Origin of the sequence: Pseudomonas sp. L5B5 (assembly GCF_020520285.1) — a bacterium.
Taxonomy (GTDB): domain Bacteria; phylum Pseudomonadota; class Gammaproteobacteria; order Pseudomonadales; family Pseudomonadaceae; genus Aquipseudomonas.
Map to the genome: position 1 here is coordinate 4,130,050 of NZ_CP084742.1, position 24,750 is coordinate 4,154,799.

The following is a 24,750-nucleotide window of genomic DNA, read 5'->3' on the forward strand; positions in this document are numbered from 1 at the left end:
TCAACCTTTTGGGCGGGTCCGGCGCTAGAATAGCGGGACCGTTGACGACAAAGGGACAAGGTTATCATGCGCACACTAAATCGCTTGCTGCTGGCCAGCCTGATTGCACTCTCTCCCGTGGCAGTGATCGCCGCAGAAGATGCTCCATCGGCAGACCCGGAAGTGACCATTCGCACGGAAGGTGACAAGACCATCCAGGAATACCGGCAAAATGGCTTCCTGTATGCCATCAAGGTCACACCCAAGGGTGGCAAACCCTATTTCCTGGTGCGCGCTGATGGCTCCGACGGCAATTTCATCCGTTCGGATCAGCCGGATATGCTGATCCCTTCGTGGAAAATCTTCGAGTGGTAAGCCACTCCCATTTCAACTCAATGGCGCCGTCTCGATAGCGGCGCCCGTACTGGCAGTTCTCAACCATGTCTGTGTTCACCCCCCTGGCTCGGCCCGAGCTGGAAACCTTTCTCGCCCCGTACGGGCTCGGCCGCCTGCTTGACTTCCAGGGGATTGCCGCTGGTAGCGAAAACACCAATTTCTTCATCAGCCTGGAGCAGGGCGAATTCGTCCTGACCCTGGTCGAGCGCGGCCCGATCCAGGAAATGCCGTTCTTCATCGAGTTGCTGGACGTACTGCACGAAGCGGACCTGCCTGTGCCCTACGCCCTGCGCACCACTGACGGCATCGCCCTGCGGGAACTGGCTGGCAAGCCGGCGCTGCTGCAACCGCGCCTGGCCGGCAAGCACGTCAAGCAGGCCAATGCCCAGCACTGCGTCCAGGTCGGCGAGCTGCTGGGTCACCTGCACGTGGCCACCAAGGACAACATGATCAAGCGCAAGACCGATCGCGGCCTGGACTGGATGCAGGGAGAAGGCGCAAAACTGCTGCCGCACCTGGATAGCGCGGCCCAGGAACTGCTGCAGCGGGCGCTGGATGAAATCGTCGCCCAGAAGACCAGCATCCTCGCCCTGCCGCGGGCCAACATCCATGCCGACCTGTTCCGTGACAACGCCATGTTCGAAGGCACCCACCTGACCGGCCTGATCGACTTCTACAACGCTTGCTCGGGACCGATGCTGTACGACGTGGCCATTGCCCTGAACGACTGGTGCTCCGACGCCGAAGGTGTGCTCGATGGCCAGCGCGCCCGCGCCCTGCTGGGCGCCTACGCGGCCCTGCGGCCCTTCACCGCCGCCGAGGCCGAGTTGTGGCCAACCATCCTGCGGGTGGCCTGCGTGCGTTTCTGGCTGTCACGCCTGATCGCTGCCGAGACCTTCGCTGGCCAGGACGTGCTGATTCACGACCCGATGGAGTTCCAGCGCTACCTGGCGCAGCGCCAGCACGTCAGCGTAGCCCTGCCGTTCGCCCTCTGAAACGCTTCGCGGGCCAGACCGCTCCTGCGCTGTCATGGCAAGAGCAGGCTGGCCCGCGAAGAAGAGGTCCCCAGCTGGAACGTCCGACTACAGCTGCTCCAGGCAGCCTGCCAGATCATTCCCCAGCTTCTCCAGCACCTGCTCGTAGCCCGTCGCGGAAGCCGGGGTGTAGCCACCCAGGGCATCCAGCTCGGCCAGCTTCACCGGCAAACCGGCCACCAGGGTTTCTGCCAGCCGCGGGCGCAGCGGCGGTTCGCTGAACACGCAAGTCTTGCCGACCTGTTGCAGGCGGGCGCGCATGGCTGCCACATGCTGGGCTCCGGGCTGCACTTCGGCGGCAACACTGAACACCCCGGTGTGCTTGAGGCCATAGGCGTCCTCGAAATAATCGAAGGCTTCATGGAAGACGAAGTACGGCTTGCCGGCGATGCCCGCCAGGCGAGCCTTCAGGCGGGTATCCAGAGCATCCAGGCGCTCGCTGAAGGCCTTCAGGTTGTCCTGGTACCGCGCGGCATTGGCCGGATCGGCAGCGCTCAGGTCGGCCGCCATGCGGGTGGCGATCACCCGGGCGTTGACCGGCGACAGCCAGAGATGCGCATCCAGGGTGCCCGGCCGATGATCGTGGTCATGTTCATCGGCCTCTTCGGCGTGGGAGTGGCTGTCTTCGGAAAAATGCCGAAGCTTCATGCCGGGCAGGTCCTGTACCGCCACCGAGGGCAGGCCGCGGCCCTTCAGGACACGCGGCAGGAAACCTTCCATGTCCGGGCCGATCCAGTACAGCAGGTCGACGCTCTGCACCTTGCGCACATCGGAGGGGCGCAGCGCGTAGTTGTGCGGCGAGGCGCCCGGCGGCAGCAACACTTCGGGAATCGCCACGCCATCCTGCACGGCTGCGGCAATCAGCTGCAGCGGCTTGATGCTGGTCAGTACCCGGACGTCGGCCTGGGCCGAACCGATCGCGAACAAGCTGAAGGCAAAAGCGACAAAAAGACGAAAAAGTCGGGGCACGATGAACACTCGAAGAGGCGATAGCGGGTAACATAATAACGTCTCTCACCAACCTCGTCGCCGCTCATGCCTAAAACACCCCTCGCCAGCCGACCACACGACCACTCTCACTGCGTGCACAACGCACTGTCGGAGGCCGATGCCCTGTGCACACGGCAGGGCCTGCGCCTGACCGCGCTGCGCCGACGGGTGCTCGAGCTGGTCTGGCAAAGCCACAAGCCCCTGGGCGCCTACGACATCCTGGCGGTGCTCAGCGAGCAGGACGGTCGCCGCGCCGCCCCGCCCACCGTCTACCGCGCCCTGGATTTCCTCCTGGAAAACGGCCTGGTGCACCGCATCGCCTCGCTCAACGCCTTCGTCGGCTGCAACCATCCGGAACACGCGCACCAGGGCCAGTTCCTGATCTGCCGCGAGTGCCACGCGGCCATCGAGCTCGAACAGAAATCCATCAGCGACGCGATCATCAACAGCGCCCGCGACGTCGGCTTCGTGGTCGAAGGCCAGACCGTCGAGGTGGTCGGGCTCTGCTCGGGCTGCCAGGGGGCTTGATGAGCACTGCATTGATCCGCCTCGAGCAGGTCGGGGTGACCTTTGCCGGGCAGAGCGTGCTGGACAACATCCAGCTCAGCGTCGAACCCGGACAGATCGTCACCCTGATCGGCCCCAATGGCGCCGGCAAGACCACCCTGGTACGCGCCGTGCTCGGCCTGCTCAAGCCCGACACCGGCAGCGTCTGGCGCAAGCCCCGGTTGCGGGTCGGCTACATGCCGCAAAAACTCCACGTCGACCCGACCCTGCCCCTGTCGGTCCTGCGTTTCCTGCGCCTGGTGCCCGGAGTGGACCGCACCCGTGCCCTGGCGGCACTCAAGGAAGTGGGCGCCGAGCAGGTGATCGACAGCCCCGTGCAGAGCATTTCCGGCGGAGAAATGCAGCGGGTGCTGCTGGCCCGGGCGCTGCTGCGCGAGCCAGAGCTGCTGGTGCTGGACGAGCCGGTGCAAGGCGTCGATGTGGCCGGCCAGGCCGAACTCTACAGCCTGATCACCCGCCTGCGGGACCGCCACGGCTGTGGCGTGCTGATGGTCTCCCACGACCTGCACCTGGTGATGAGCACCACCGACCAGGTGGTCTGCCTCAACCGTCATGTCTGCTGCTCCGGCCACCCCGAGCAGGTCAGCGGCGATCCGGCCTTCGTCGAGCTGTTCGGCAAGAACGCCCCGAGCCTGGCGATCTATCACCACCATCACGATCACGCCCACGACCTGCATGGCTCGGTCGTGGTCCAGCCCCATGTCCACGGAGAAAACTGCAAGCATGGCTGATTTCCTGCTGTATGCCCTGCTCGCAGGTTTGTCCCTGGCCCTGGTCGCCGGCCCCCTGGGCTCCTTCGTAGTCTGGCGGCGCATGGCCTATTTCGGCGACACCCTGTCCCACGCCGCGCTGCTGGGGGTGGCCCTGGGCTTCCTGCTGGATGTCAGCCCGGCGGTGGCGGTCACCGTGGGCTGCCTGCTGCTGGCAGTACTGCTGGTGACCCTGCAACAGCGCCAGCCCCTGGCATCCGACACACTGCTGGGGATTCTTGCCCCCAGCACCCTGTCTCTGGGCCTGGTGGTACTAAGCTTCATGCATGAAGTGCGAATCGACCTGATGGCCTATCTGTTCGGCGACCTGCTGGCGATCAGCCCCGGCGACCTGGCATGGATCCTCGGCGGCAGCGCAGCCGTGCTGTTGTTGCTGGTGGCGCTGTGGCGGCCGTTGCTGGCAATCACCGTGCACGAGGAGCTGGCCAGGGTCGAGGGCCTGCCCGTGGCCTCGCTGCGCATGGCGCTGATGCTGCTGATCGCAGTGGTGATCGCCGTGGCGATGAAGATCGTCGGGGTACTGCTGATCACCTCCCTGCTGATCATTCCGGCCGCTGCGGCACAGCGTCACGCCCGCTCGCCGGAGCAGATGGCCCTGGGCGCCAGCCTCCTGGGCATGCTGGCCGTGGTCGGCGGGCTGGCCTTGTCCTGGTTCAAGGACACCCCGGCCGGGCCATCGATCGTGGTCACGGCCGCCGCACTGTTTCTGCTGAGTTTTGTTCTGCCCCGTCGAGGGGTGTAGACTTGCTCGCTTTTTGCGCAATTAGAGAGTCGCAGGAATGAAGCCGTTCGCCTCCCGTTATCTGCTCCTTGTCGCATTCTCCCTGCTGCTGGGGGCTTGCCAAAGCACGCCACCGGCCGCCACCGAGGTCCCCGATGCGCGGGCCACGGCCATTGCACAGCTGCAACAAAGCATCGCCAGCAACGAACTGGCGACCGCCGAGGACCAGTTGGGCACCCTGCAGGCACAAACGCCGGACGACCCACAACTGGTGCAGTACCAGCGCCAGCTGGCCGAGGCCTACCTGCAGCGCAGCCAGATCGTCCTGCAGAAGGGCGATGTGAACGCCGCAGCCACCGCCTTGAGCCGTGCCCGGGCCCTGATGCCCAAGGCGCCGGCCCTGACCGGCGGCGTCAACAGCGCCATCGCCCACGCCCGCAAGGCCGAACTGGACAAGGCCGAAGCCGCCCTGAAGGCCGCCGAAGCGCGACCACCGGCCAGGCTCATCGACCCTGCGGCGCCCAGCAGCACCATCGCCCTGAACGTCACCGATATCCGCAAGCTGCGGCATCAGCTCGATGCCCTGGCCGCCGACGTGGTGAACTACCAGTGCGACGTCACTCTCCAGGTGCCGCGCACCGAAGACTATCCCTGGCTCTCGACCCTGCTGGGCAAGCGGGTGAAGAAGCTCGATCCCGCCTTCGACCAGAAGATCAGCCGGCAGATCGTGCGCCACGTACCGGCCCAGGTCGTCCTGACCCCACGCCAGGCGCAATGACAGTGGCCGGCAGCCCACGGGCTGCCGGCCACCACCTCAAGCCGGGACCGCCTTGGCCCTGGGCTCGCGACTCCACACCCGATGCTGGGCAATGGCGGCGAAGAACGCTTTCAACGCCTTGGCATCGCCACCGACGATCAAACCCTCATCCGCCTCCAGGCGAAGCACCTGCAACAGCTCCCTGGCTTCGCCGTGCAAGGCGATGGCCTTCAGGTGCCGATAGGCCTCAAGCACATAGTGCAGCGCCACCCCATCACCGGTCAGGGCCTTGATCGACTGGGCGCCACCGGGCACGAACACCGCATCGAACGCCACAGACGGCAAGCCTTCCATGGAGGCATCCACCGCCAGCGCCTGGCCTTGCGCGGTGGTCACCGCCGCCGAGGTCGGCCCCAGCACCTTGGCATGGGCGCCCTCGGCCTTGAGCGCCTTGCGCAAGGCCGTGACCGCCGCGCCATCGACGCCATTGGCCACCAGCACCGCCACCTTGCGGGTCTTGATATCCCCCGACAACAAATTGGCCTGGCTCAGGGCCGGCGAGCGCGCCAGCGAGACCTTGCGCTCGGCCACCGTGCCCTTCTTGGGAGCCGGCAGCCCGAGGTTCTCGGCCACGCGCCTGGCCAGTTGCAAGTCGATGTTGGCAAGGATCTCGTTCACCTGACGCTCGCGGATCTGCGGCCGCTCGACCTTGCCCAGCTCGAAGCTGTAGGCGGCGATGATGTGCTCCTGCTCATGCTTGCTCATGCTGTGGAAGAACAGCCGCGCCTGGGAGAAGTGATCGCTGAAGGACTCGCTGCGCTGGCGGATCTTGTGCGCATCAATGCGTTCGTTGTAGCTCTCGAAGCCGCCGTTCTGCGCCGCCGGCGGGGTCTCTCTGGGCCAGCCGCCGTCGATGGAATTGGGCTCGTAGGAGGCTCGTCCCTTGTCGATGGTGGAGCGGTGCATGGCATCGCGCTGGCTATTGTGGAACGGCGCCACGGGCCGGTTGATCGGCAGCTCGTGGAAGTTGGGGCCACCCAGGCGACTGATCTGGGTGTCGGTGTAGGAAAACAGCCGGCCCTGCAGCAGCGGATCGTTGGAAAAGTCGATCCCGGGCACGATATGCCCCGGACAGAACGCCACTTGCTCGGTCTCGGCGAAGAAGTTGTCCGGGTTGCGGTTGAGCACCATCTTGCCCAGCGGCGTGACGGGCACCAGTTCCTCGGGAATCAGCTTGGTCGGGTCGAGAATGTCGAAGTCGAACCTGTGCTCGTCCTCCTCGGCGATGATCTGCACGCCCAGCTCCCACTCCGGATAGTCACCGGTCTCGATGGCCTCCCACAGGTCGCGACGATGGAAGTCGGTGTCCTTGCCCGCCAGCTTCTGTGCCTCATCCCAAACCAGCGAACAGGTGCCCACCTTCGGATGCCAGTGGAACTTGACGAAGCTCGAACGGCCCTCGGCATTGATCAAGCGGAAACTGTGCACGCCGAAACCCTGCATGCTGCGCAGGCTCTTGGGAATGGCCCGGTCGGACATGGCCCAGATCACCATGTGCGCGGACTCCGGCACCAGCGAAACGAAGTCCCAGAAGGTGTCGTGGGCCGAACCGCCGGTGGGCATCTCGTTGTGGGGCTCGGGTTTGACCGCATGCACGAAATCGGGAAACTTGATCGCATCCTGGATGAAGAATACCGGCATGTTGTTGCCCACCAGGTCGAAGTTGCCCTCGTCGGTGAAGAACTTCACGGCAAAGCCCCGCACATCGCGCACGGTATCGCCGGAACCTCGCGGCCCCTGGACCGTGGAAAAACGCACGAACACCGGCGTCTTTTTCCCTGGGTCGCACAGGAAGCCGGCCTTGGTCAGCGCCGCGTGGTTGTCGTAGCTCTGGAAAAAACCGTGGGCCCCGGTGCCCCGGGCGTGGACGATGCGCTCGGGAATCCGCTCATGGTCGAAGTGGGTGATCTTCTCCCGCATGATGAAGTCTTCGAGCAGGGAAGGGCCGCGGGCACCGACTTTCAGCGTGTTCTGGTTGTCGGCGATCTTCACCCCCTGGTTGGTGCGCAGGGCCTGCCCGGTCGCATCGCTGCGAAACCGTTCCAGGCTCTCGAGCTTGGCGTTGCTGTTGCCCCGGTCCAGGGTGTCGGTCCCGGCCGCCTGGCTGTTCGGGGTACTGGTTTTCTTGGTACTCATCAGACACATACTCCTCGTTGACGAAATCCCTGGCGTGCCTGGGCTTCGTGGACAGATGCGCCGAGGCACGGCACCTGGGCGCTTTCGAGTGGCTTAAGTAGTGACTGGGAAGTCGGCGCGAGCGTTCCTTTTTTATGACCTTTGATCGCGTTATTGCCAAATGGCAGGATGATTACGAAATAAATGCTAAGAACCTCTATACGGACAGGCTAAAATGCGCGCCCGGCTAACCGCTGACCCCTTTCTAACGCGCCTCACAAGGTTCGCTACGTGATCGAGTTTCAAAACGTCCATAAAACCTATCGGGTCGCCGGTAGGGACAATCCCGCACTGCACCCGACCAATCTTCGGGTCGAGGCTGGCCAGGTCTTCGGCCTGATCGGCCACTCCGGCGCGGGCAAGAGCACCCTGCTGCGCCTGATCAACCGCCTGGAAAACCCCAGCGGCGGCAGGATCATCGTCGACAACGAGGAAGTCACCGCGCTGGACGCCAGCGGCCTGCGCCGGTTCCGCCAGCAGGTCGGGATGATCTTCCAGCACTTCAACCTGCTGGCCTCCAAGACCGTGGCCGACAACGTGGCCCTGCCCCTGCTGCTCGCCGGTGGCCTGTCGCGGACCGAGATCGACAAACGCGTCAATGAACTGCTGGCCCGCGTGGGCCTGGCCGACCATGCGCGCAAGTACCCGGCGCAGTTGTCCGGCGGCCAGAAGCAGCGCGTCGGCATCGCCCGCGCCCTGGCCACCAAGCCCAAGATCCTGCTGTGCGATGAAGCCACCAGCGCCCTGGACCCGCAAACCACGGCCTCGGTCCTGCAGCTGCTGGCCGAGATCAATCGCGAACTGAAGCTGACCATCGTCCTGATCACCCACGAGATGGACGTGATCCGTCGCGTCTGCGACCAGGTGGCGGTGATGGACGCCGGCATGATCGTCGAGCAGGGCGACGTGGCCCAGGTGTTCCTGCACCCCAAGCACCCGACCACCAAGCGTTTCGTCCAGGAAGACGAGCAGGTCGACGAGAACGAACAGCGCGACGACTTCGCCCATGTACCGGGGCGCATCGTGCGCCTGACCTTCCAGGGCGAATCCACCTACGCGCCGCTGCTGGGCACCGTCGCCCGGGAGACCGGAGTCGACTACAGCATCCTGGCCGGTCGCATCGACCGCATCAAAGACACCCCTTACGGGCAATTGACCCTGGCCATCACTGGCGGTGACATGGAAGCGGCCTTTGCCCGCTTCACCGCGGCGGATGTCCACATGGAGGTGCTGCGCTGATGGAACACCTACTGACGTACTTCGACAATATCGACTGGGTCGATATCGGCATCGCCACCAGCGACACCATGATCATGCTCAGCACGTCGCTGTTCTTCACCGTGCTGGTGGGCCTGCCCCTGGGGGTCCTGCTGTTCCTGTGCAGCCCCAAGCAGCTGCTGGAACAGAAATCGGTCTACTCGGTGCTGGGCTTCGTGGTCAACGCCATCCGCTCGCTGCCGTTCATCATCCTGTTGATCGTGATGATCCCCACTACCATCCTCATCACTGGCACCTCCCTGGGCGTGGCTGGCGCTATCCCGCCGCTGGTGGTGGGAGCCTCGACGTTCTTCGCCCGCCTGGTGGAAACCGCGCTGCGTGAAGTCGACCGCGGCATCATCGAGGCGACCCAGGCCATGGGCGCCACGACCCGGCAGATCATCATGAACGCCCTGCTGCCAGAGGCCCGTCCCGGCATCATCGCGGCCATCACCGTCACCGCCATTGCCCTGGTGGGCTATACCGCCATGGCTGGCGTGGTGGGTGCAGGCGGGCTTGGCGACCTGGCCATTCGTTATGGTTACCAGCGTTTCCAGGACGACGTGATGCTGGTCACCGTGGTGCTGCTGATCGTGCTGGTTCAGGTTCTGCAGATCATTGGCGATAAGCTGGTAGTGCACTTTTCCCGTAAATAAACGCAATCGCCGGTCTGGCCGGCAGGCGCCCGGGGTCGGGCGACTTACAAGGAGCTTGTTCGATGAAAAAACTACTCGTCGCTTTCGCAGCTGTCGCCGCGTTCTCCGCGCATGCCGCCGAAACCCTGACCGTCGCTGCCACTCCGGTGCCCCACGCCGAGATCCTGGAATTCGTCAAGCCAGCCCTGGCCAAGGAAGGCGTGGACCTGAAGGTCAAGGTCTTCACCGACTACGTGCAACCCAACGTGCAAGTGGCCGAGAAACGCCTGGACGCCAACTTCTTCCAGCACCAGCCCTACCTGGATGAGTTCAACAAGGCCAAGGGCACCCAACTGGTGAGCGTTGCCGGCGTGCACATCGAACCCCTGGGCGCCTACTCGAGCAAGTACAAGCAACTCTCCGAACTGCCCAACGGCGCCACCGTGGTCGTGCCCAACGATGCCACCAACGGCGGTCGCGCCCTGTTGCTGCTGGACAAGGCCGGTGTGATCAAGCTCAAGGACGCGAACAACATCCTGGCCACCGTCAAGGACATCAGCGAGAACACCAAGGGCCTGAAGTTCCGCGAGCTGGAAGCCGCCACCATCCCGCGCGTGCTGACCCAGGTCGACCTGGCGCTGATCAATACCAACTACGCCCTGGAAGCCAAGCTGGATCCGGCCAAGGACGCCCTGGTGATCGAAGGCAAGGACTCGCCTTACGTGAACATCCTGGTGGCCCGCCCTGACGACAAGGATTCGGACGCCATGAAAAAACTGGTAGCCGCCCTGCACAGCCCGCAAGTGAAGAAATTCATCGAAGAGAAGTACAAGGGCGCAATCGTGCCGGCGTTCTGATCGACTCGCAGAAACACGAACGGGGCGCCTTGGGGCGCCCCGTTTCATTTCATGCACATGCACCCAGACCTAGTGACCTAGCTTCGTGTGGCCGCTGCCGAAGGCCGCGCCCTGGCGATCCTGAAGGCGCTGCGCGCCTTGGCGCAGCCTGCGGCAGCGGCTACAGGGCAAGCATTACTTGCGCTGCACCATCGCTGGCAGCTGGGCCACCAGCTTCTGGTTGTTCAACGGCGCACGGATGAAACCGCGCTGGTTGCCGTCCGGGCCGATCACCGCCAGGTTGCCACTGTGATCCACGGTGTAGTTGGGCTTGCTGGTATCGGCCGGGATGAAGGGAATGCTCACCGCGTTGGCGAGCTTCTGCAGGTCTTCCATCGAAGAGGCGGTCAGGCCGCGAAAATCCTTGTCGAAGTAGCCCAGGTACTGCTTGAGCTGCTGCGGGGTGTCACGGTTGGGATCGACGCTGACCAGCACGATCTGCAACTGGTCCACCACGTCCTTGGGCAACTCGCTCTTGATCTGGCGCAGCTGGGCCAGGGTGGTAGGGCAGATGTCCGGGCAGAAGGTGTAGCCGAAGAACAGCAGAGACCATTTGCCCTTCAGTTCATCCACCACCACCGGCTGGCCATCCTGGTCAAGCATCTTGACCCCGGGCAGGCTGCGGCTCTGGGGCAACATGATGATGCCGGCATCGATCAGCGCGGTGGGGTCGCCCTGGCCCTTGCCGGACAGTACTTTGTTGACGGTCAACCCCAGGATCAGGGCGACCACGGCAACGAGGATAAAGACGGTTTTCTGGGTTCTGGTCATAGGTTCAACAGTAGGTAGTGGTCTACGAGCAAGGCGATGAACAGCAGGAACAAGTAGTAGATAGAGTACTTGAAGGTATCGATCGCCGCGTGCGGTCGAGTGCCACGGTACAGCACCCAGGCCCATTGCAGGAAGCGCCCGCCCAGGACCAGGGCGCAGACCAGGTACAGCACGCCGCTCATGTGGATCACGAAGGGCAGCAGGCTCACCGCCAGCAGGGCAAAGGTATAGAGCAGGATATGCACCTTGGTGTAGTGCTCGCCATGGGTCACCGGCAGCATCGGGATATCGGCCTTGGCGTACTCCTCCTTGCGGTGGATGGCCAGGGCCCAGAAATGCGGTGGCGTCCAGGCGAAGATGATCAGCACCAGCAGCAACGGCTCGGCGCTCATGTGCCCGGTGGCGGCGACCCAGCCCAGCAACGGCGGGGCCGCGCCGGCCAACCCGCCGATGACGATGTTCTGTGGCGTCGCGCGCTTGAGAAAACCGGTGTAGACCACCGCATAACCCAACAGCGAGGCCAGGGTCAGCCACGCCGTGAGCGGGTTGGTGAAGGCCAGCAGCAGCGCTTGCCCGGCCACTGCCAGCAACAGGGCGAAGGCCAGCGCCGCCCGGGGCGACACCCGGCCCTCGGCCAGCGGACGTTTGTGGGTACGGGCCATCACCGCATCGATGCGCCGATCCACCACATGGTTGACCGCCGCCGCCCCGCCCGCACACAAGGCAATGCCCAGGTTGCCGAACACCAGCACCGTCCACGGCACCCCGGCCCGGGTGGCGAGGAACATCCCCACCAGGGAGGTGATCAGCATCAGTACCACCACCTTGGGCTTGGTCAGCTCCAGGTAATCGCGCCAGAGCGCCTGGGGGTGCTGGCGTGCGCCAATCAGAGTCGCCATGGCATCTCTCCTTTGATAGTGACCAGGCCCGACACCGGCTTGCGTGGGCTGAGCCGCCAGCCCAGGGGCCGGCGCTCCCGGACCTGCACCAGGCTGGTCCGGGCGTGATAATTGACCAGTACCAGGGTCAGCAGCAGCGCAGCACCCCCGGCGTTGTGAGCCACCGCCACCGGCAGCGGCAGGTGCAGCAGCACATTGCTCAGGCCCAGGCCGACCTGCGCCGCCAGCGCCGCCAGCACCAGCATGGCCAGGCGAGTCATGCCGGTCTGCCGCAACTGCCAGGCCAGCCCCAGCAACACCACACTCACCAGCACCGCGCCCAGGCGGTGGGTCATGTGGATCGCGGTACGGGCATCGCTGTCCAGCTGTCCGCCCAGGTAATTGGGGCCAATGTGCTGGGTCAGGTGGAAGCCGTTGGCGAAATCCATCTGCGGCCACCATTGGCCGTGGCAGGTGGGCAGGTCGATGCAGGCCACAGCCGCGTAGTTGGAACTGACCCATCCGCCCAGGGCGATCTGCCCGATCACCAGCACCAGCCCCGCCGTGGCCCAGTACTGCAGGCGGCGTGGGACGATCAGCGCCGGCAGCACGCCTGACAGGCGCAGCGTCAGCAGGAACAGCAGGCTCAAGGTGGCGAAGCCGCCCAGCAAGTGCGCAGTGACCACCTGGGGCCAGAGCTTGAGGGTCACGGTCCACATGCCGAAGGCAGCCTGGGCGAACACCACCAATAGGAGGAACAGCGGCAGCTTCAGGGGTTGCCCGGGATAGCGCCGATGGGTCCAGGAACGGGCCGCCAGGAGCGTGATCAGCAGGCCCAGGGTGCCGGCAAAATAGCGGTGGATCATCTCGTTCCAGCCCTTGTGCGCCTCCACCGGCGACTCGGGAAAATGCAGCTCGGCATGGGCCAGCTGGGCTTCGCTTTTCGGCACGCTGATGAAGCCGTAGCAACCGGGCCAGTCCGGGCAGCCGAGGCCGGCGTGGGTCAGCCGGGTATAGGCCCCCAACAGCACCACGATCAGCGCCAGCAGGGTGGCGAACAAGGCAAGGCGAAATCCAGGTTTGGCCATGTCGCTGCCCTCATCCGATATTCGACAGTTTCAGCAGGTGGCGCAGGTCATCGAGCAAGTCCTTGCCCTTGACCCGGGCGTCGTAGCGCAGCACCAGGTTGCCATGGGGGTCGACGATCCACAGCTGCGGTGCCTGCGAGTCCTTCGCGCCCTTGGCGAATGTGGCCAGTTCCAGCGGGTAGCGCTGCAGTTGCGGGTACTCGGCCTGCAACCTGGACGCGTACCCAGGCTCCAGCGGCTGGGCACTGGCCAGGGCATGACTGGCCCGCGAGGCATCGCGGCCCAGGGCCACCTGGATCTGCCGCGCCAGGTACACCAGTTGCTGGCACTCTTGCAGGCAGCCCTGGGGCGCCGTCACCAGGACCTGCCAGCGGTCATCCTCGGACTGCACGCCAATCTCGGCGCGGGTCTGGCCATTGCCGATCAGCTCGCCGTGGTAGCTGCGGCTTTCCGGCACCCAGAACTGCAGCTTGTACATGCTGGTGGCGAGGATCATCGGACCGATCACCATCAGCACGATCAGCACCAGTTGCCAACGTCCACGGCGCCGGTTGGGCTCCCGGGTGTCAGAGATGTTGAGTGGATTCATGGCCGTTCCCATGGCGTTTCTCCCGTGCGTTGTGCCAGCCGAAGTAGCCGTAGAGGACAAGCAGGGCCAGCGCCATGGCGAACCACTGCGCCGCATAGGCCTGGTGCTTCTCCGGACCCATGGAGACCACGGGCCACTGTGTGAGGTAGGCGCCGGGGCCGGATTCCAGGCGCACCTCATGGGCGAAACCGCTGCGGCCCAGTTCGCTCCACAGCGCGTCCGGCACCACGGCCGTCACCAGCCGTGGCCAGCGTGCCCCGCTCGGGTCGGCCTGGAGCTGGAAGGCCGAGCCGGGCACGACGTAGACCCAGGCCACCAGGTCCAGGCTCTGCTGCGGGGTGTCGAAGCGTGGTGGCGTGCGCCGGTCGGGCCAGGGCAGCCAGCCACGATTGACCAGCAACCAGCGGCCGCTGGCCTGATCCAGGAAAGGCTGCAACAGCTCGACCCCGACCTGGCCGTCATGCAGGCGGTTATCCAGCAGCAGGCTGTGTGCGTCATCGAAATGCCCGTGCAGGCGCACCCGCAAGAAGGCCGGGTCGGTGGCCTCCAGCAGTTCGAACACCGGCATCGGTGTGGCCGTCCGGCGTTCGGCGTAGCTGTCCAGCAGCTGGCGTTTCTGTTCGCCGCGCGCCAGTTGCCAGAACCCCAGCCAGACCAGCACCGGCAGCAATGCAAACACCACCAGGGTCGGCACCACACCCGGCCGGAAGCCCTTCATGGCCGCGCCGCAAAGTTGGGAAATCCACTCGCTATACTGACTTGCATCGCGCTTGCCCCCGGAGTCCCACCATGCTCAAAGCAGCCATCGTCCTGATGCTGATTGCCACGGTCATCAGCCTGTTCAGCGGCCTGTTCTTTCTGGTCAAGGACGACAGCCAATCCAAGCGTTTGCTGACGTCGCTGAGTATTCGGGTAGGCCTGGCCGTGATCACCGTGGGCTTGATCGCCTGGGGCTTCTTCAGCGGCCAGCTGGTCTCCCATTCCCCCTGGTAAGGCTGTTCAGAGCACGTAGACGAAAACGAACAGGCCGATCCAGACCACGTCGACGAAGTGCCAGTACCAGCTGGCGGCCTCGAAGCCAAACTGGTGCTCGGCATCGAAATGCCCACGCATCACCCGCATCAGCATCACGAACAGAATCAGGGTGCCGATGGTCACGTGGGCGCCATGAAAGCCGGTGAGCATGAAGAAGGTCGCGCCGTAGATCCCCGAGCCCAGGGTCAGCCCCAGCTCGTGATAGGCGTGGATGTACTCCTGGGCCTGGAAGCCCAGGAACGCGCACCCCAGCACCACGGTCAGCGCCAGCCAGAGCTTCAGCGCCCCGCGATGGCCCTTCTTCAGGGCGTGGTGGGCAATGGTCACCGTGACACTGGAACTCACCAGCAGCACGGTGTTGAGCAGCGGCAAGCCCCAAGGGCTGATGGTGCCCTTGGGCGAGGGGAATAGCTTCGGGTCGGGGTTTTCGAGCAACGGCCAGACAAACTGGAAGTTCGGCCACAAGGTATGGGCGATGCCCTTGTGGCCCTCGCCGCCAAGCCAGGGGCCGGACAGGTGCCGCACATAGAACAGGGCGCCGAAGAAGGCCAGGAAGAACATCACCTCGGAAAAGATGAACCAGCTCATGCCCCAGCGGAACGACCGGTCGAGCTGGGCGCTGTACAGGCCGGCGCGACTTTCCTTGATCACCGCGCCGAACCAGCCGAACAGCATGTAGGCCAGCAACAGGCCGCCAACGAAGAAGATCAGCGGGCCGTGGGATTCCGGGCGCGCCGCCTTGAGATCGTTGAACCAGGTCGCAAGGCCAGCCACGGTGATGAACATGCCCACCGTGGCGATGATGGGCCACTTGCTCTGGGCGGGAACGTAATAGTGCTCATGAGTCGCCATTGATTGTTCTCCTTATCGGGCATCCCAGGACGCCTGGCCGCCGGTCTTGGCGGCGGCCGCCACGGGTGGATGACGCGCGGTGATATCGAACAGCGTGTAAGCCAGCGTCAGGTGCTTCACATCCTTGGGCATGTCGCGATCGACGATGAAACGCACCGGCATCTCGATCTGCTCGCCGGGTTGCAGCACCTGCTGGGTGAAGCAGAAGCATTCGGTCTTGTGGAAGTACACCGCCGCACTGCTGGGGGAGATGCTCGGGATGGCCTGGGCGCTCATCGGGTGGTCGCTGGGATTGCGAGCGATGAACACCATCTCGTTCACCGCCCCGGGGTGGACCACGATGTCATCGGACTTGGGATAGAAATCCCAGACCATGTCGATGGCATTGGTGGACAGGAACTGCACCCGCACCTGGCGCGACACATCGACCTGCTGCTGCCCGTCCTGGTACTGCCCGCCCGTCTTGCCGTTGATACCCAGGGCCTTGCACATCACGTCGTAGATCGGCACCAGGGCAAAACCGAAGACGAACATCGCCAGCACCACCAGCAACAGGCGCGTGACCAGCTTCTTCAACGAGAGCTCAGCCATCAGCCCATCCTCCAGGAGGGGGTCAGCAGGTATCGCGCCAGGCTGTTCATTTCACTTCCGGCGGCGTAACGAAGGTGTGATAGGGCGCTGGCGATGGAATGCTCCACTCCAGCCCCTCGGCACCTTCCCAGGGCTTGGCCGGGGCCGGCTTGCCGCCGCGAATGCACTTGATGACGATGAACAGGAAGAACACCTGCGTGGCCCCGAAGGTGAACGCCCCGATGGAGGACACCATGTTGAAGTCGGCGAACTGCAGGTTGTAGTCCGGAATTCGCCGGGGCATGCCCGCCAGGCCGACGAAGTGCATGGGAAAGAACGCCATGTTCATGCCGATGAAGGACAGCCAGAAATGCAGCTTGCCCAGGGTCTCGTCGTACATGTGCCCGGTCCACTTGGGCAGCCAGTAGTAGGCCGAGGCGAAGATGCCGAAGATGGCCCCCGGCACCAGTACGTAGTGGAAGTGCGCCACCACGAAGTAGGTGTCCTGGTACTGGAAGTCCGCCGGGGCGATGGCCAGCATCAGCCCGGAGAAGCCGCCGATGCTGAACAGGATGACGAAGGCCACGGCGAACAGCATCGGCGTCTCGAACGTCAACGCGCCCTGCCACATGGTGCTCACCCAGTTGAACACCTTGACCCCGGTGGGCACGGCGATCAGCAAGGTGGCGTACATGAAGAACAGTTCGCCCACCAGCGGGATGCCCACCACGAACATGTGGTGCGCCCAGACGATGAACGACAGAAAGGCGATCGCCCCCGTGGCGTAGACCATCGAGGTGTAGCCGAACAGCGGCTTGCGGCTGAAGGTGGGAATGATCGCGCTGACGGCGCCGAAGGCCGGCAGGATCATGATGTACACCTCGGGGTGGCCGAAGAACCAGAACACGTGCTGGAAAAGGACCGGGTCACCACCACCGGCGGCGCTGAAGAAGCTGGTGCCGAAGTGGATGTCCATCAGCATCATGGTCACCACGCCGGCCAGCACCGGCATCACCGCGATCAGCAGGAACGCGGTGATCAGCCAGGTCCAGACGAACAGCGGCATCTTCATCAGGGTCATGCCCGGGGCCCGCAGGTTGAGGATGGTGGCGATCACGTTGATTGCCCCCATGATCGAACTGATGCCCATCAGGTGGATGGCGAAGATGAAGAAGGTCACGCTTTCCGGCGCATAGGTGGTCGACAGCGGCGCATAGAAGGTCCAGCCGAAGTTCGGCCCGCCTCCGGCCATGAACAGGGTCGAGAGCAGCAGCAGGAAGGCCGCCGGCAACAGCCAGAAGCTGAAGTTGTTCATCCGCGGCAGGGCCATGTCCGGCGCGCCGATCATCAGCGGGATCATCCAGTTGGCCAGGCCGACGAAGGCCGGCATCACGGCACCGAAGACCATCACCAGGCCGTGCATGGTGGTCATCTGGTTGAAGAATGCCGGCTCGACGATCTGCAGTCCGGGCTGGAACAGCTCGGCGCGAATCACCATGGCGAAGGTGCCGCCCACCAGGAACATGGTGAAGCTGAACCACAGGTACAAGGTGCCGATGTCCTTGTGGTTGGTGGTCAGCACCCAGCGCATCAGGCCCTTGGCGGGACCATGGGCATGGTCATCATGGCCGGCATGGCCGTGGTCATCGATCACAGCACTCATGTCCTGTCTCCTGCACGCGAATGGACTGGACGATCGGCGGCGGCACGCCGCGACCGGTTGCGCAGATACCCCAATAGCCGGCTCATTTGCTTTCCGCCTGTTTCAGCGCCAGGACATCCTTGGGCGTCACCATGTCGCCCTTGTTGTTGCCCCAGGCGTTGCGCTCGTAGGTCACCACAGCGGCGATATCGACTTCCGACAGCTGCTTGCCGAAGGCCGCCATGGCGGTGCCCGGCTTGCCGTGGAAGACGATGCTCAGGTGAGCGTCCTTGGGCCCGGTGGCGATCTTCGAGCCCTTGAGGGCCGGGAACATCGGCGGCAGGCCCTGGCCTTCGGCCTGGTGACAGGCCACGCAGGTGGTGTGGTAGATCTTGTCGCCACGGGCCACCAGTTCGTCGAGGGTCCACTCCTTGCTGGTGAGTTCCTTGAGCTTGGCGGCCTCGGCCTTGCGCTCGCCCATCCAGGTGTCGTAGTCGGCCTGGTTCTTGACCTCCACCACGATCGGCATGAAGCCATGGTCCTTGCCGCACAGTTCGGCGCATTGGCCACGGTAGATGCCGGGCTTGTCGACCCGGGTCCAGGCTTCGTTGACGAACCCCGGGATGGCATCGCGCTTGACCGCAAAGGCCGGCACCCACCAGGAGTGGATGACGTCGGCGGCGGTCACCAGAAAGCGCACCTTGGCCCCCACCGGCAGCACCAGGGGCTGGTCGACTTCCAGCAAGTAGTGCTCGCCCTTGGCGCTCTGGTTGTGGATCTGCTCGGCCGGAGTGGCCAGGTTGCTGAAGAACTCCACATCCTGGCCCAGGTACTTGTAGTGCCACTTCCACTGGTAGCCGGTGATCTGCACGTCCACATCCGGCTCGCTGGTGTCGTACATCTTGATCAGCGTCGCGGTGGCCGGCACGGCCATGGCCACCAGGATCAGGAAGGGAATGATGGTCCAGAGGATTTCCACCGTGGTGCTTTCGTGGAACTTGGCCGGGACCTGGCCAGTGGAACGGCGGTGAACGATCATCGACCAGAACATCGCGCCGAAGACGATGACGCCGATCACCACACAGATCCAGAAGATGGTCATGTGCAGGTCGAATACCGCGTGGCTTATCTCGGTAGCCCCAGGCGCCATATTCACCGTCCAGGCGGCCTGCGCCTGGCTGAATATCGTCCACAACAGGAGGCCCATCCAGACATGTGGATGTCGCTTCATTGCGGGTTCCCCTTATCGTTCTTGTTATCCCGCCGGCTATACACCTGCGGCAAGGGAGCGACTGCCTAGACTACGAACTCAGACCGCCGAGCCTCGCTGCAATTGCAGTCGGGCATCATCAACTAACTTCATACCTTGGCGAGTATAGCCAGCGACTCCCACCTCGCAACGCATGGGCGTAAACCTGCTGAAACACCCCATGGAAGGTTTGCAGGCCACGGGAATCAAGGGATTGGTGAAGAAGAGGGGGTGCGACGATATAACGCAGCTGACTAAGTAATGAGTGAATATGACAAATATGTCTTAAACACTTTCGCAAGCAGGCTAACTTATGTTCTCCCCCGAGGGGCGGCTGTCACTGGGCGGCAGGCCGTCATCCACCCTCGGTGTCCCTATCGACCGCCCTTGTCCCTGGAGCTTTCATGAACACCGCCGCATTGCGCGAGCAGATCCTATTGGCTCAACAGCACGAAGCCGGTACGGGCCTCCTGGCCCGCCAACTGGAAGCGCAGCTGCCTCACCTGCACCCCGCCATCCTGCTGCCCGAAGTCGACGCACAAGGCGTCATGACCCGTTTTGTCAGCGCATACATCGATCAGGTGCCAGACCTTCTGGACGCCGCCAACGCCGTTGCCCGTGAAGCGGGCATCGAGTCGCAGATCAAGCCGGTACTCAAGATCGCCGAGCAATTCTTCCTCCAGCCACCGGCCATCATGGACGGCCACGTGGGCCTCGACAGCCTGCTGGACGAAGCCTACCTGGCCATGCGCCTGGTAGAGGAAGTCAACGACCTGTACATCAAGCACTTCGGCCGTCCACTGATCCCACTGGACATGACGGTCGCCAATCTCATCGCCCATCAGCTGATCGGCGAGTCCTTTGCCAACCAACTGGACGAAGCCGTGCACCACGCCGTCGACGCCATGCTCGACGAGGACAGCTTCGCCCTGGAATCGGTGGAAACCTACCGCGACACCCTCGGCAGCCCCGATACCGAGGCCGCCTGGAAACGCTGGCCGTGCCTGTCGCGCCAGCTGGGCGTGGAACTGGAACTCGACCAGCCCGCCGCCTGACCCATTCCTCGCCAGCAAGGCCCGCATCGGGCCTTGTGGCGAAGGGCCTGGCACTACGCCCAAGGCTCGCGCATCACCCTCGCGCGGCCAATCCGATCCCGCTCGCACTGCTCAAGCGTCCCTCCAGGCGCCGCTTCAAGCCATGGGCTTCGATCACCAGGCTCGACCCCTTGGCGGCATTGGCCCGCTCCCATTCCTCCAGCAACTCCAGGCACGCATGGTCGATGTAACCCAAGTGGTTGAGCGGTACATGCAAGGTGGTCGCCGGCGGCACCGTGGCTAGCACCCGGGTCAGCGCCGGCACCTTGAGAAAGGTCGCCGCCCCCATCAGGCGCAGTTCCATCTGCCCAACGCCCGGTAAATCCACCAGGCTGATCTTCAAGCGCGAAGCCTGGAGCGCCAACTTGAGCAAGGTCAGGGCGAACCCCAGCAGCACCCCGGTCAACAGGTCGCTGAAGACGATCGCCAGGGCCGTCACCGCATAGGTGAACATCGGCATCCGCCCGTACCGGCCCAGGCCACGAAAAGCCTTGAGATCCACCAGCTTGAACCCGGTGTAGACCAGCACACCGGCCAGGCTCGCCACCGGGATACGCTGCAAGACGCTGGACAGCAGCAGCACGAAACCCAACAGCCACAGGCCGTGGAAGATGGTCGAGTAGCGGGTGCGAGCACCGGCCTGGACGTTGGCCGAACTGCGCACGATCACACCGGTCATCGGCAAGGCGCCCAGCAGGCCGCAGAGCATGTTGCCGGTGCCCTGGGCCGACAGCTCGCGGTCGAAGTCCGAGCGCTGGCCGTTGTGCATGCGATCCACAGCAGCAGCCGAGAGCAGGGTTTCGGCACTGGCGATGAAGGCCAGCGCCAGGGCCGCCACCAGCAGGGCCGGGTCAGCCAGGTGGAGCAGGTCGCCAGGGCGCAGCCAGTCGATGGCCTCGGCCATGCTGGCCGGTACCTCAACCCGCTTCACCGGCAGCGCCAACAGCAGGCTGGCGAGGGTCGCCAGCCCCACCCCGAGCAGCGCCCCGGGCACGAAGCGCAGCGCCTGGGGCCGCCACTTGTCCCAGCCCCACATCACCGCGATGGTCGCCAGGCCCAGCAGGCCGGCCTGCCAGCCCAGGCCGCCCAGGGCCTGGGACAGCGCCTGGGGGAAGCCGACGAGGTTGTCCAGCCCCGAGGCCTGGGGCGCGGCATCGAGCAGTACATGGACCTGGGACAGCACGATCAGCACGCCAATACCCGCCAGCATGCCGTACACCACCGCAGGCGCGGTGACCCGGAACCAGCAGCCCAGGCGCAAGCGCCCGGCCAGCCACTGCAGTAACCCGGCCAACAGCAGGACCGGCCCAAGCACGGCCACCCCGTGCAGGCGCACCAGTTCGAAGACCAGCACCGCCAAACCCGCGGCCGGGCCGCTGACCTGCAGCGGCGATCCCGCCAGCCATCCCACCACCAGGCCACCGATGATCCCGGTGATCAGGCCCTTGGCCGGCGGCAGGCCCGAAGCGATGGCGATGCCCATGCACAAGGGCAGGGCCACCAGAAACACCACCACCGAAGCCAGCAGCTCCCGTGGCAGGCCATTTTTCAACTGTGCTGCACGCATGACAGTTCTCCCGACATTTTTTCAGGCGTGGCAAAGCCTGGCCGCGTGAGTGCAGCCCAGGCCAAGACCTCACATGGGATTCAGGCAGATTCAGAAGCGCGCTTTGGGCGTCGCCACGGGAATCGGATGGGTGCCGTCCAACGGCAGGAAACAGCCCTGGTCCGCGTCATAGGCCTTGATCGAGCTGGTCTCGATGTCATAGACCCAGCCGTGGATGAACAGCTGGCCGTTGGCCATGCGCGAGGCAACGGAGGGGTGGGTACGCAAGTGCTGCAGCTGGGCGATGACGTTCTCTTCGGTCAGGACATGCATGCTCGAAGGTTCGTCGGCGCAGGTGCAGTTGTCCTGGACCATGGTCCGAGCCACTTCGGCGTGACGCAGCCAGGCCTTGACCGTGGGCATCTTCTCCAGGCTCTGCGGGTTGAGCACGGCGCGCATGGCGCCGCAGTCCGAATGCCCGCACACGATGATGTGGTGCACCCCAAGGGCCATTACCGCGTACTCGATCGCCGTGGACACGCCACCGTTCATCTGACCGTAGGGCGGTACCACGTTGCCCACGTTGCGGGTCACGAACAAGTCGCCGGGTGAGCTCTGGGTAATGAGTTCGGGGACGATGCGCGAGTCGGCGCAGGCAATGAACATCGCCCGGGGGCGCTGGGCCGTGGCAAGTTTCTTGAACAGCGCTTGCTGCTGTGGGAAGACTTCATGATGAAAATGCAAGAAGCCGTCAACGATATGTTGCAAGGCTACATCGGCGGTTTCTGCAGAACCGTTGGTGGGAGCTGGGGCCGACGCAGCCAGCGGCTGTTTATCCTTGTCACTCATGATTGATTCTCTCTGTCGGATTTGATGAATTTTCCGGCACGACGCCAGCAATGGGTTAAAAAACAACCGAATCGCCGGAAGTGACATCCCAGTCACTTGATGAGCAAGGTAGCCGTGAAATCTTAATTCAAGCTGAATGCAGCGCTCTAGAACGCCACTATGCAGGTGCTATGCAGGTGACAGAACGATGACCGGCGCCCGGCTGATCATCGACCCCACCCGCTCACAGCAACGCCATCTGCCTGCCCGGCGGGCAGAACGCCGTACAGTCGAGGTCGGAATCAGCGCGACGGTCGAGCCCCAGGCGCTTGAGCGCCTTGGCAAAACGCTGGGCCAGCAGGTCGGCGAACGGCCCCTCGCCCCGCATGCGACTGCCGAAGCGGCTGTCGTAGAGTTCGCCGCCACGGCTCTGGCGGATCAGGCTCAGCACATGGGCGGCGCGTTGTGGATAGTGGGCCGCTAGCCACTCCTCGAACAGCGGAGCCACCTCCAGCGGCAGGCGCAGCATCATGTAGGCCGCACTTTGCGCGCCAGCCGCCTGGGCCTCGCCCAGCAGAGCCTCCAGTTCGCTGTCGTTGATCATCGGGATCATCGGCGAACACAACACCCCCACCGGCACGCCCGCTCCACGCAATACCCGGATTGCCCGCAGGCGCGCCTTGGGCGCAGCCGCCCGGGGTTCGAGGATGCGCTTCAATTCGTCGTCCAGGGTGGTCAGGCTGATCATCACCGCCACCAGCCGCTGCCGGGCCAGCTCGGCCAGCAGGTCAAGGTCGCGCAGGATCAGCGAGCCCTTGGTGACGATGGTCACCGGGTGCCGGTAGCGCAGCAGCACCTCCAGGGTACGCCGGGTCAGCAGCTGTTCACGCTCGATGGGCTGGTAGGGATCGGTATTGGACCCCAGGTTGATCGGCGCGCACTGGTAGCCGGGTTTGGACAGCTGCTGCTCCAGCAAGGTGGCGGCATTGCTCTTGGCGATCAGCCGGGTTTCGAAGTCCAGCCCCGGGGACATGTCCCAGTAGGCGTGGCTGGGTCGCGCATAACAGTAGATGCAGCCGTGCTCGCAACCCCGGTAGGGATTGATCGAACGATCGAAGGGCAGGTCCGGCGAGGTGTTGCGGGTGATGATCGACTTGGCGGTCTCGAAACGCACCTCGGTGCCCTGGGTCATTGGCACTTCCTGGTACCAGCCATCATCCTCGGCCACCGAACGACTGGGGGCGAAACGGTTGTGCGGGTTGCTCGCGGTGCCGCGACCGCGAGGCGGCAGGGGGCTGGACATGGGGGCGCTCCATTACTGTATGCGCATACAGTAATGGAGCTACGACTATCCGCCTAGCGCCGTCGAGCAGAACGTTTCGCGGGACCTGTCGCCGGCCCGGCTTCACTTCTTCAGGGTCAGCAAGATGCCCAGCGAGCCACTGACATCCTTGTAGTCCTTGAATGTCTTGGCCTTGGACGTGTTCGGCGCGATGGTCACGGGCGTCACTTTCTCGCCCTTCTTGGGGGCATAGCTGGAAAATGCCAGATCGCTCAACTTGCGCCAGCTTTCCATCAAGTCGATGTTGTAGCTCTGCACTGGCCGCCCCTCTCCCTCCTTGACAATGTTCTGCTGGATATCGCGACCGATGGAGTACTTGAAGCGGGAGCCTTCGATCAACATGGGGATGACGACCAGCAACGCCTTCCTCGCGCCCTTGCCCTCTCTGCCACCGCTGGGATCCAGCGCGAGCTTGTTGAGTGAACTGGTAAGCACCACCCATCCATAGTTGATGTCGGTCCGATCAACCTCCTTGGTTTCCAGTTGCTGGTAGCTCCCGCCAAAACTCAACTTCACCTTCGGCTGGAGATCAGGGCCGGTCTGGTCCTTGAGCTCGTAGTAAGTAGCGCCAACCTTATAGCCGACCACATACAGGTCCCGTAGATTGATATAGAACCTGACGACCTCTTTCTGGTTGTCGTCCAAGAACCTCAGGCTGGCAAACTTGCCACTCGCGGCAACCTGGCTTTCCGTCACCGGGTTGAGCACACCCTTCCAGTCCAGCGCCTTGGCCAGTTGCTTCTGGATCAGCGTCAACGCGCTCTCGTATCCTTTGGCAGTGTCCGCGTTGTCCTTGGTCGGCATCGAACAGGCGATGTCCAGCGGCGCCTTGGTATCCGGCACGCTGCACACATCACTGGCAAATGCCCCCTGGGCCAGGAATATCAGCGCGCCCGCCAGCCACCACGTGCCTTTGCCTCTGGAGCGCAGCGCAGCGCCCCGGGACAGTGAGTTTCCTGTTTCAACTTCAGAGCTATTCATGTTCGCCTCCATGGCGTGTTCAGTAAGATCACAGCAGCCCAGGACATG

Annotated in this window: 26 protein-coding genes; 11 read left to right on the forward strand and 15 right to left on the reverse strand. The window is 64.0% G+C overall.

The window, feature by feature from the left end:
• Nucleotides 1-66 precede the first annotated feature (66 nt).
• Together LGQ10_RS18715 and LGQ10_RS18720 are read left to right on the forward strand one after the other, a co-directional pair.
• Nucleotides 67-354 (forward strand): DUF2782 domain-containing protein, encoded by a 288-nt coding sequence (locus LGQ10_RS18715; protein WP_226522853.1) that lies wholly within the window; start codon nt 67-69, stop codon nt 352-354.
• A gap of 65 nt (nt 355-419) precedes the next feature.
• Complete coding sequence (locus LGQ10_RS18720) at nt 420-1,370, forward strand: homoserine kinase (RefSeq protein ID WP_226522854.1); 951 nt, start codon at nt 420-422, stop codon at nt 1,368-1,370.
• 87 nt (nt 1,371-1,457) lie between these two features.
• Here LGQ10_RS18720 and LGQ10_RS18725 read toward each other — a convergent pair whose 3' ends face one another.
• Nucleotides 1,458-2,378 (reverse strand): zinc ABC transporter substrate-binding protein, encoded by a 921-nt coding sequence (locus tag LGQ10_RS18725; RefSeq protein ID WP_226522855.1) that lies wholly within the window; start codon nt 2,376-2,378, stop codon nt 1,458-1,460.
• 66 nt (nt 2,379-2,444) lie between these two features.
• Between LGQ10_RS18725 and zur the strand changes: the two genes are divergently transcribed.
• From zur to LGQ10_RS18745, 4 genes are read left to right on the forward strand one after another with little or no spacing between them, the layout of a single operon-like run.
• Nucleotides 2,445-2,927, forward strand: a complete 483-nt coding sequence (zur, locus tag LGQ10_RS18730; protein ID WP_058437420.1) for a zinc uptake transcriptional repressor Zur — start codon at nt 2,445-2,447, stop codon at nt 2,925-2,927.
• Nucleotides 2,927-3,697, forward strand: a complete 771-nt coding sequence (gene znuC / locus LGQ10_RS18735; protein WP_226522856.1) for a zinc ABC transporter ATP-binding protein ZnuC — start codon at nt 2,927-2,929, stop codon at nt 3,695-3,697. The genes zur and znuC overlap by 1 nt, the downstream gene beginning before the upstream one ends.
• The gene (gene znuB, locus LGQ10_RS18740) at nt 3,690-4,478 is read left to right on the forward strand and encodes a zinc ABC transporter permease subunit ZnuB (protein ID WP_058433295.1); all 789 of its coding nucleotides are present in this window, start codon (nt 3,690-3,692) and stop codon (nt 4,476-4,478) included. The genes znuC and znuB overlap by 8 nt, the downstream gene beginning before the upstream one ends.
• A gap of 37 nt (nt 4,479-4,515) precedes the next feature.
• The gene (locus LGQ10_RS18745) at nt 4,516-5,235 is read left to right on the forward strand and encodes a PA5502 family lipoprotein (protein ID WP_226522857.1); all 720 of its coding nucleotides are present in this window, start codon (nt 4,516-4,518) and stop codon (nt 5,233-5,235) included.
• Between the two features lie 36 nt (nt 5,236-5,271).
• On the opposite strand, the gene katE is transcribed toward LGQ10_RS18745, so the two are convergent.
• Entirely contained in the window at nt 5,272-7,437 is a 2,166-nt protein-coding gene (gene katE, locus LGQ10_RS18750) for a catalase HPII (protein ID WP_264194097.1), read from the reverse strand.
• A gap of 243 nt (nt 7,438-7,680) precedes the next feature.
• Between katE and LGQ10_RS18755 the strand changes: the two genes are divergently transcribed.
• The 3 genes from LGQ10_RS18755 to LGQ10_RS18765 all read left to right on the forward strand — a co-directional run bounded on the left by LGQ10_RS18755 (nt 7,681) and on the right by LGQ10_RS18765 (nt 10,198).
• A complete protein-coding gene (locus LGQ10_RS18755) occupies nt 7,681-8,688 on the forward strand; it encodes a methionine ABC transporter ATP-binding protein (RefSeq protein WP_058436926.1) in 1,008 nt (335 codons plus the stop codon).
• A complete protein-coding gene (locus tag LGQ10_RS18760; RefSeq protein ID WP_058436925.1) occupies nt 8,688-9,362 on the forward strand; it encodes a methionine ABC transporter permease in 675 nt (224 codons plus the stop codon). The genes LGQ10_RS18755 and LGQ10_RS18760 overlap by 1 nt, the downstream gene beginning before the upstream one ends.
• 62 nt (nt 9,363-9,424) lie before the next feature.
• Nucleotides 9,425-10,198: a MetQ/NlpA family ABC transporter substrate-binding protein gene (locus LGQ10_RS18765; protein WP_226522859.1), complete on the forward strand. Its 774-nt coding sequence runs from the start codon at nt 9,425-9,427 to the stop codon at nt 10,196-10,198.
• Nucleotides 10,199-10,372: 174 nt separating this feature from the next.
• Here the strand turns inward: LGQ10_RS18765 and LGQ10_RS18770 are convergent, their stop codons facing one another.
• From LGQ10_RS18770 to LGQ10_RS18790, 5 genes are read right to left on the reverse strand one after another with little or no spacing between them, the layout of a single operon-like run.
• The gene (locus tag LGQ10_RS18770; RefSeq protein WP_226522860.1) at nt 10,373-11,008 is read right to left on the reverse strand and encodes an SCO family protein; all 636 of its coding nucleotides are present in this window, start codon (nt 11,006-11,008) and stop codon (nt 10,373-10,375) included.
• Nucleotides 11,005-11,907 (reverse strand): heme o synthase, encoded by a 903-nt coding sequence (gene cyoE / locus LGQ10_RS18775; protein WP_226522861.1) that lies wholly within the window; start codon nt 11,905-11,907, stop codon nt 11,005-11,007. Before cyoE ends, LGQ10_RS18770 begins: the two co-directional genes overlap by 4 nt.
• Nucleotides 11,895-12,974 carry a COX15/CtaA family protein gene (locus tag LGQ10_RS18780; protein WP_058433312.1) on the reverse strand — a complete coding sequence of 360 codons (1,080 nt, stop codon included), beginning with the start codon at nt 12,972-12,974 and terminating at the stop codon, nt 11,895-11,897. Before LGQ10_RS18780 ends, cyoE begins: the two co-directional genes overlap by 13 nt.
• A 10-nt stretch (nt 12,975-12,984) precedes the next feature.
• Complete coding sequence (locus tag LGQ10_RS18785) at nt 12,985-13,575, reverse strand: hypothetical protein (protein WP_226522862.1); 591 nt, start codon at nt 13,573-13,575, stop codon at nt 12,985-12,987.
• On the reverse strand, nt 13,541-14,281 hold the full coding sequence (locus LGQ10_RS18790; RefSeq protein ID WP_058436428.1) for an SURF1 family protein: 741 nt from the start codon (nt 14,279-14,281) through the stop codon (nt 13,541-13,543). The genes LGQ10_RS18785 and LGQ10_RS18790 overlap by 35 nt, the downstream gene beginning before the upstream one ends.
• A 71-nt stretch (nt 14,282-14,352) precedes the next feature.
• On the opposite strand from LGQ10_RS18790, the gene LGQ10_RS18795 reads away from it, so the two are divergent.
• A complete protein-coding gene (locus LGQ10_RS18795) occupies nt 14,353-14,556 on the forward strand; it encodes a twin transmembrane helix small protein (protein ID WP_058436429.1) in 204 nt (67 codons plus the stop codon).
• A 6-nt stretch (nt 14,557-14,562) separates the two neighbouring features.
• Here the strand turns inward: LGQ10_RS18795 and LGQ10_RS18800 are convergent, their stop codons facing one another.
• From LGQ10_RS18800 to coxB, 4 genes are all read right to left on the reverse strand, one after another.
• Nucleotides 14,563-15,450: a cytochrome c oxidase subunit 3 gene (locus tag LGQ10_RS18800; protein WP_058436430.1), complete on the reverse strand. Its 888-nt coding sequence runs from the start codon at nt 15,448-15,450 to the stop codon at nt 14,563-14,565.
• Between the two features lie 12 nt (nt 15,451-15,462).
• Nucleotides 15,463-16,041 (reverse strand): cytochrome c oxidase assembly protein, encoded by a 579-nt coding sequence (locus LGQ10_RS18805; protein ID WP_058436431.1) that lies wholly within the window; start codon nt 16,039-16,041, stop codon nt 15,463-15,465.
• A gap of 46 nt (nt 16,042-16,087) precedes the next feature.
• A complete protein-coding gene (gene ctaD, locus LGQ10_RS18810) occupies nt 16,088-17,683 on the reverse strand; it encodes a cytochrome c oxidase subunit I (protein WP_058436432.1) in 1,596 nt (531 codons plus the stop codon).
• Nucleotides 17,684-17,765: 82 nt separating this feature from the next.
• Nucleotides 17,766-18,893, reverse strand: a complete 1,128-nt coding sequence (gene coxB / locus LGQ10_RS18815) for a cytochrome c oxidase subunit II (protein ID WP_226522863.1) — start codon at nt 18,891-18,893, stop codon at nt 17,766-17,768.
• A 422-nt stretch (nt 18,894-19,315) separates the two neighbouring features.
• On the opposite strand from coxB, the gene LGQ10_RS18820 reads away from it, so the two are divergent.
• Nucleotides 19,316-19,966, forward strand: coding sequence for a hypothetical protein (locus LGQ10_RS18820; RefSeq protein WP_058435072.1), 651 nt, complete (start codon nt 19,316-19,318; stop codon nt 19,964-19,966).
• 73 nt (nt 19,967-20,039) lie between these two features.
• On the opposite strand, the gene LGQ10_RS18825 is transcribed toward LGQ10_RS18820, so the two are convergent.
• The 4 genes from LGQ10_RS18825 to LGQ10_RS18840 form a co-directional block, all read right to left on the reverse strand.
• On the reverse strand, nt 20,040-21,572 hold the full coding sequence (locus LGQ10_RS18825; protein WP_226522864.1) for a SulP family inorganic anion transporter: 1,533 nt from the start codon (nt 21,570-21,572) through the stop codon (nt 20,040-20,042).
• A gap of 90 nt (nt 21,573-21,662) precedes the next feature.
• Entirely contained in the window at nt 21,663-22,400 is a 738-nt protein-coding gene (locus LGQ10_RS18830) for a carbonic anhydrase (protein ID WP_058435070.1), read from the reverse strand.
• A 223-nt stretch (nt 22,401-22,623) separates the two neighbouring features.
• Nucleotides 22,624-23,682 (reverse strand): PA0069 family radical SAM protein, encoded by a 1,059-nt coding sequence (locus LGQ10_RS18835; RefSeq protein WP_226522865.1) that lies wholly within the window; start codon nt 23,680-23,682, stop codon nt 22,624-22,626.
• 102 nt (nt 23,683-23,784) lie between these two features.
• Nucleotides 23,785-24,702 (reverse strand): ribosome-inactivating family protein, encoded by a 918-nt coding sequence (locus LGQ10_RS18840; protein WP_058434209.1) that lies wholly within the window; start codon nt 24,700-24,702, stop codon nt 23,785-23,787.
• Nucleotides 24,703-24,750 lie beyond the last annotated feature (48 nt).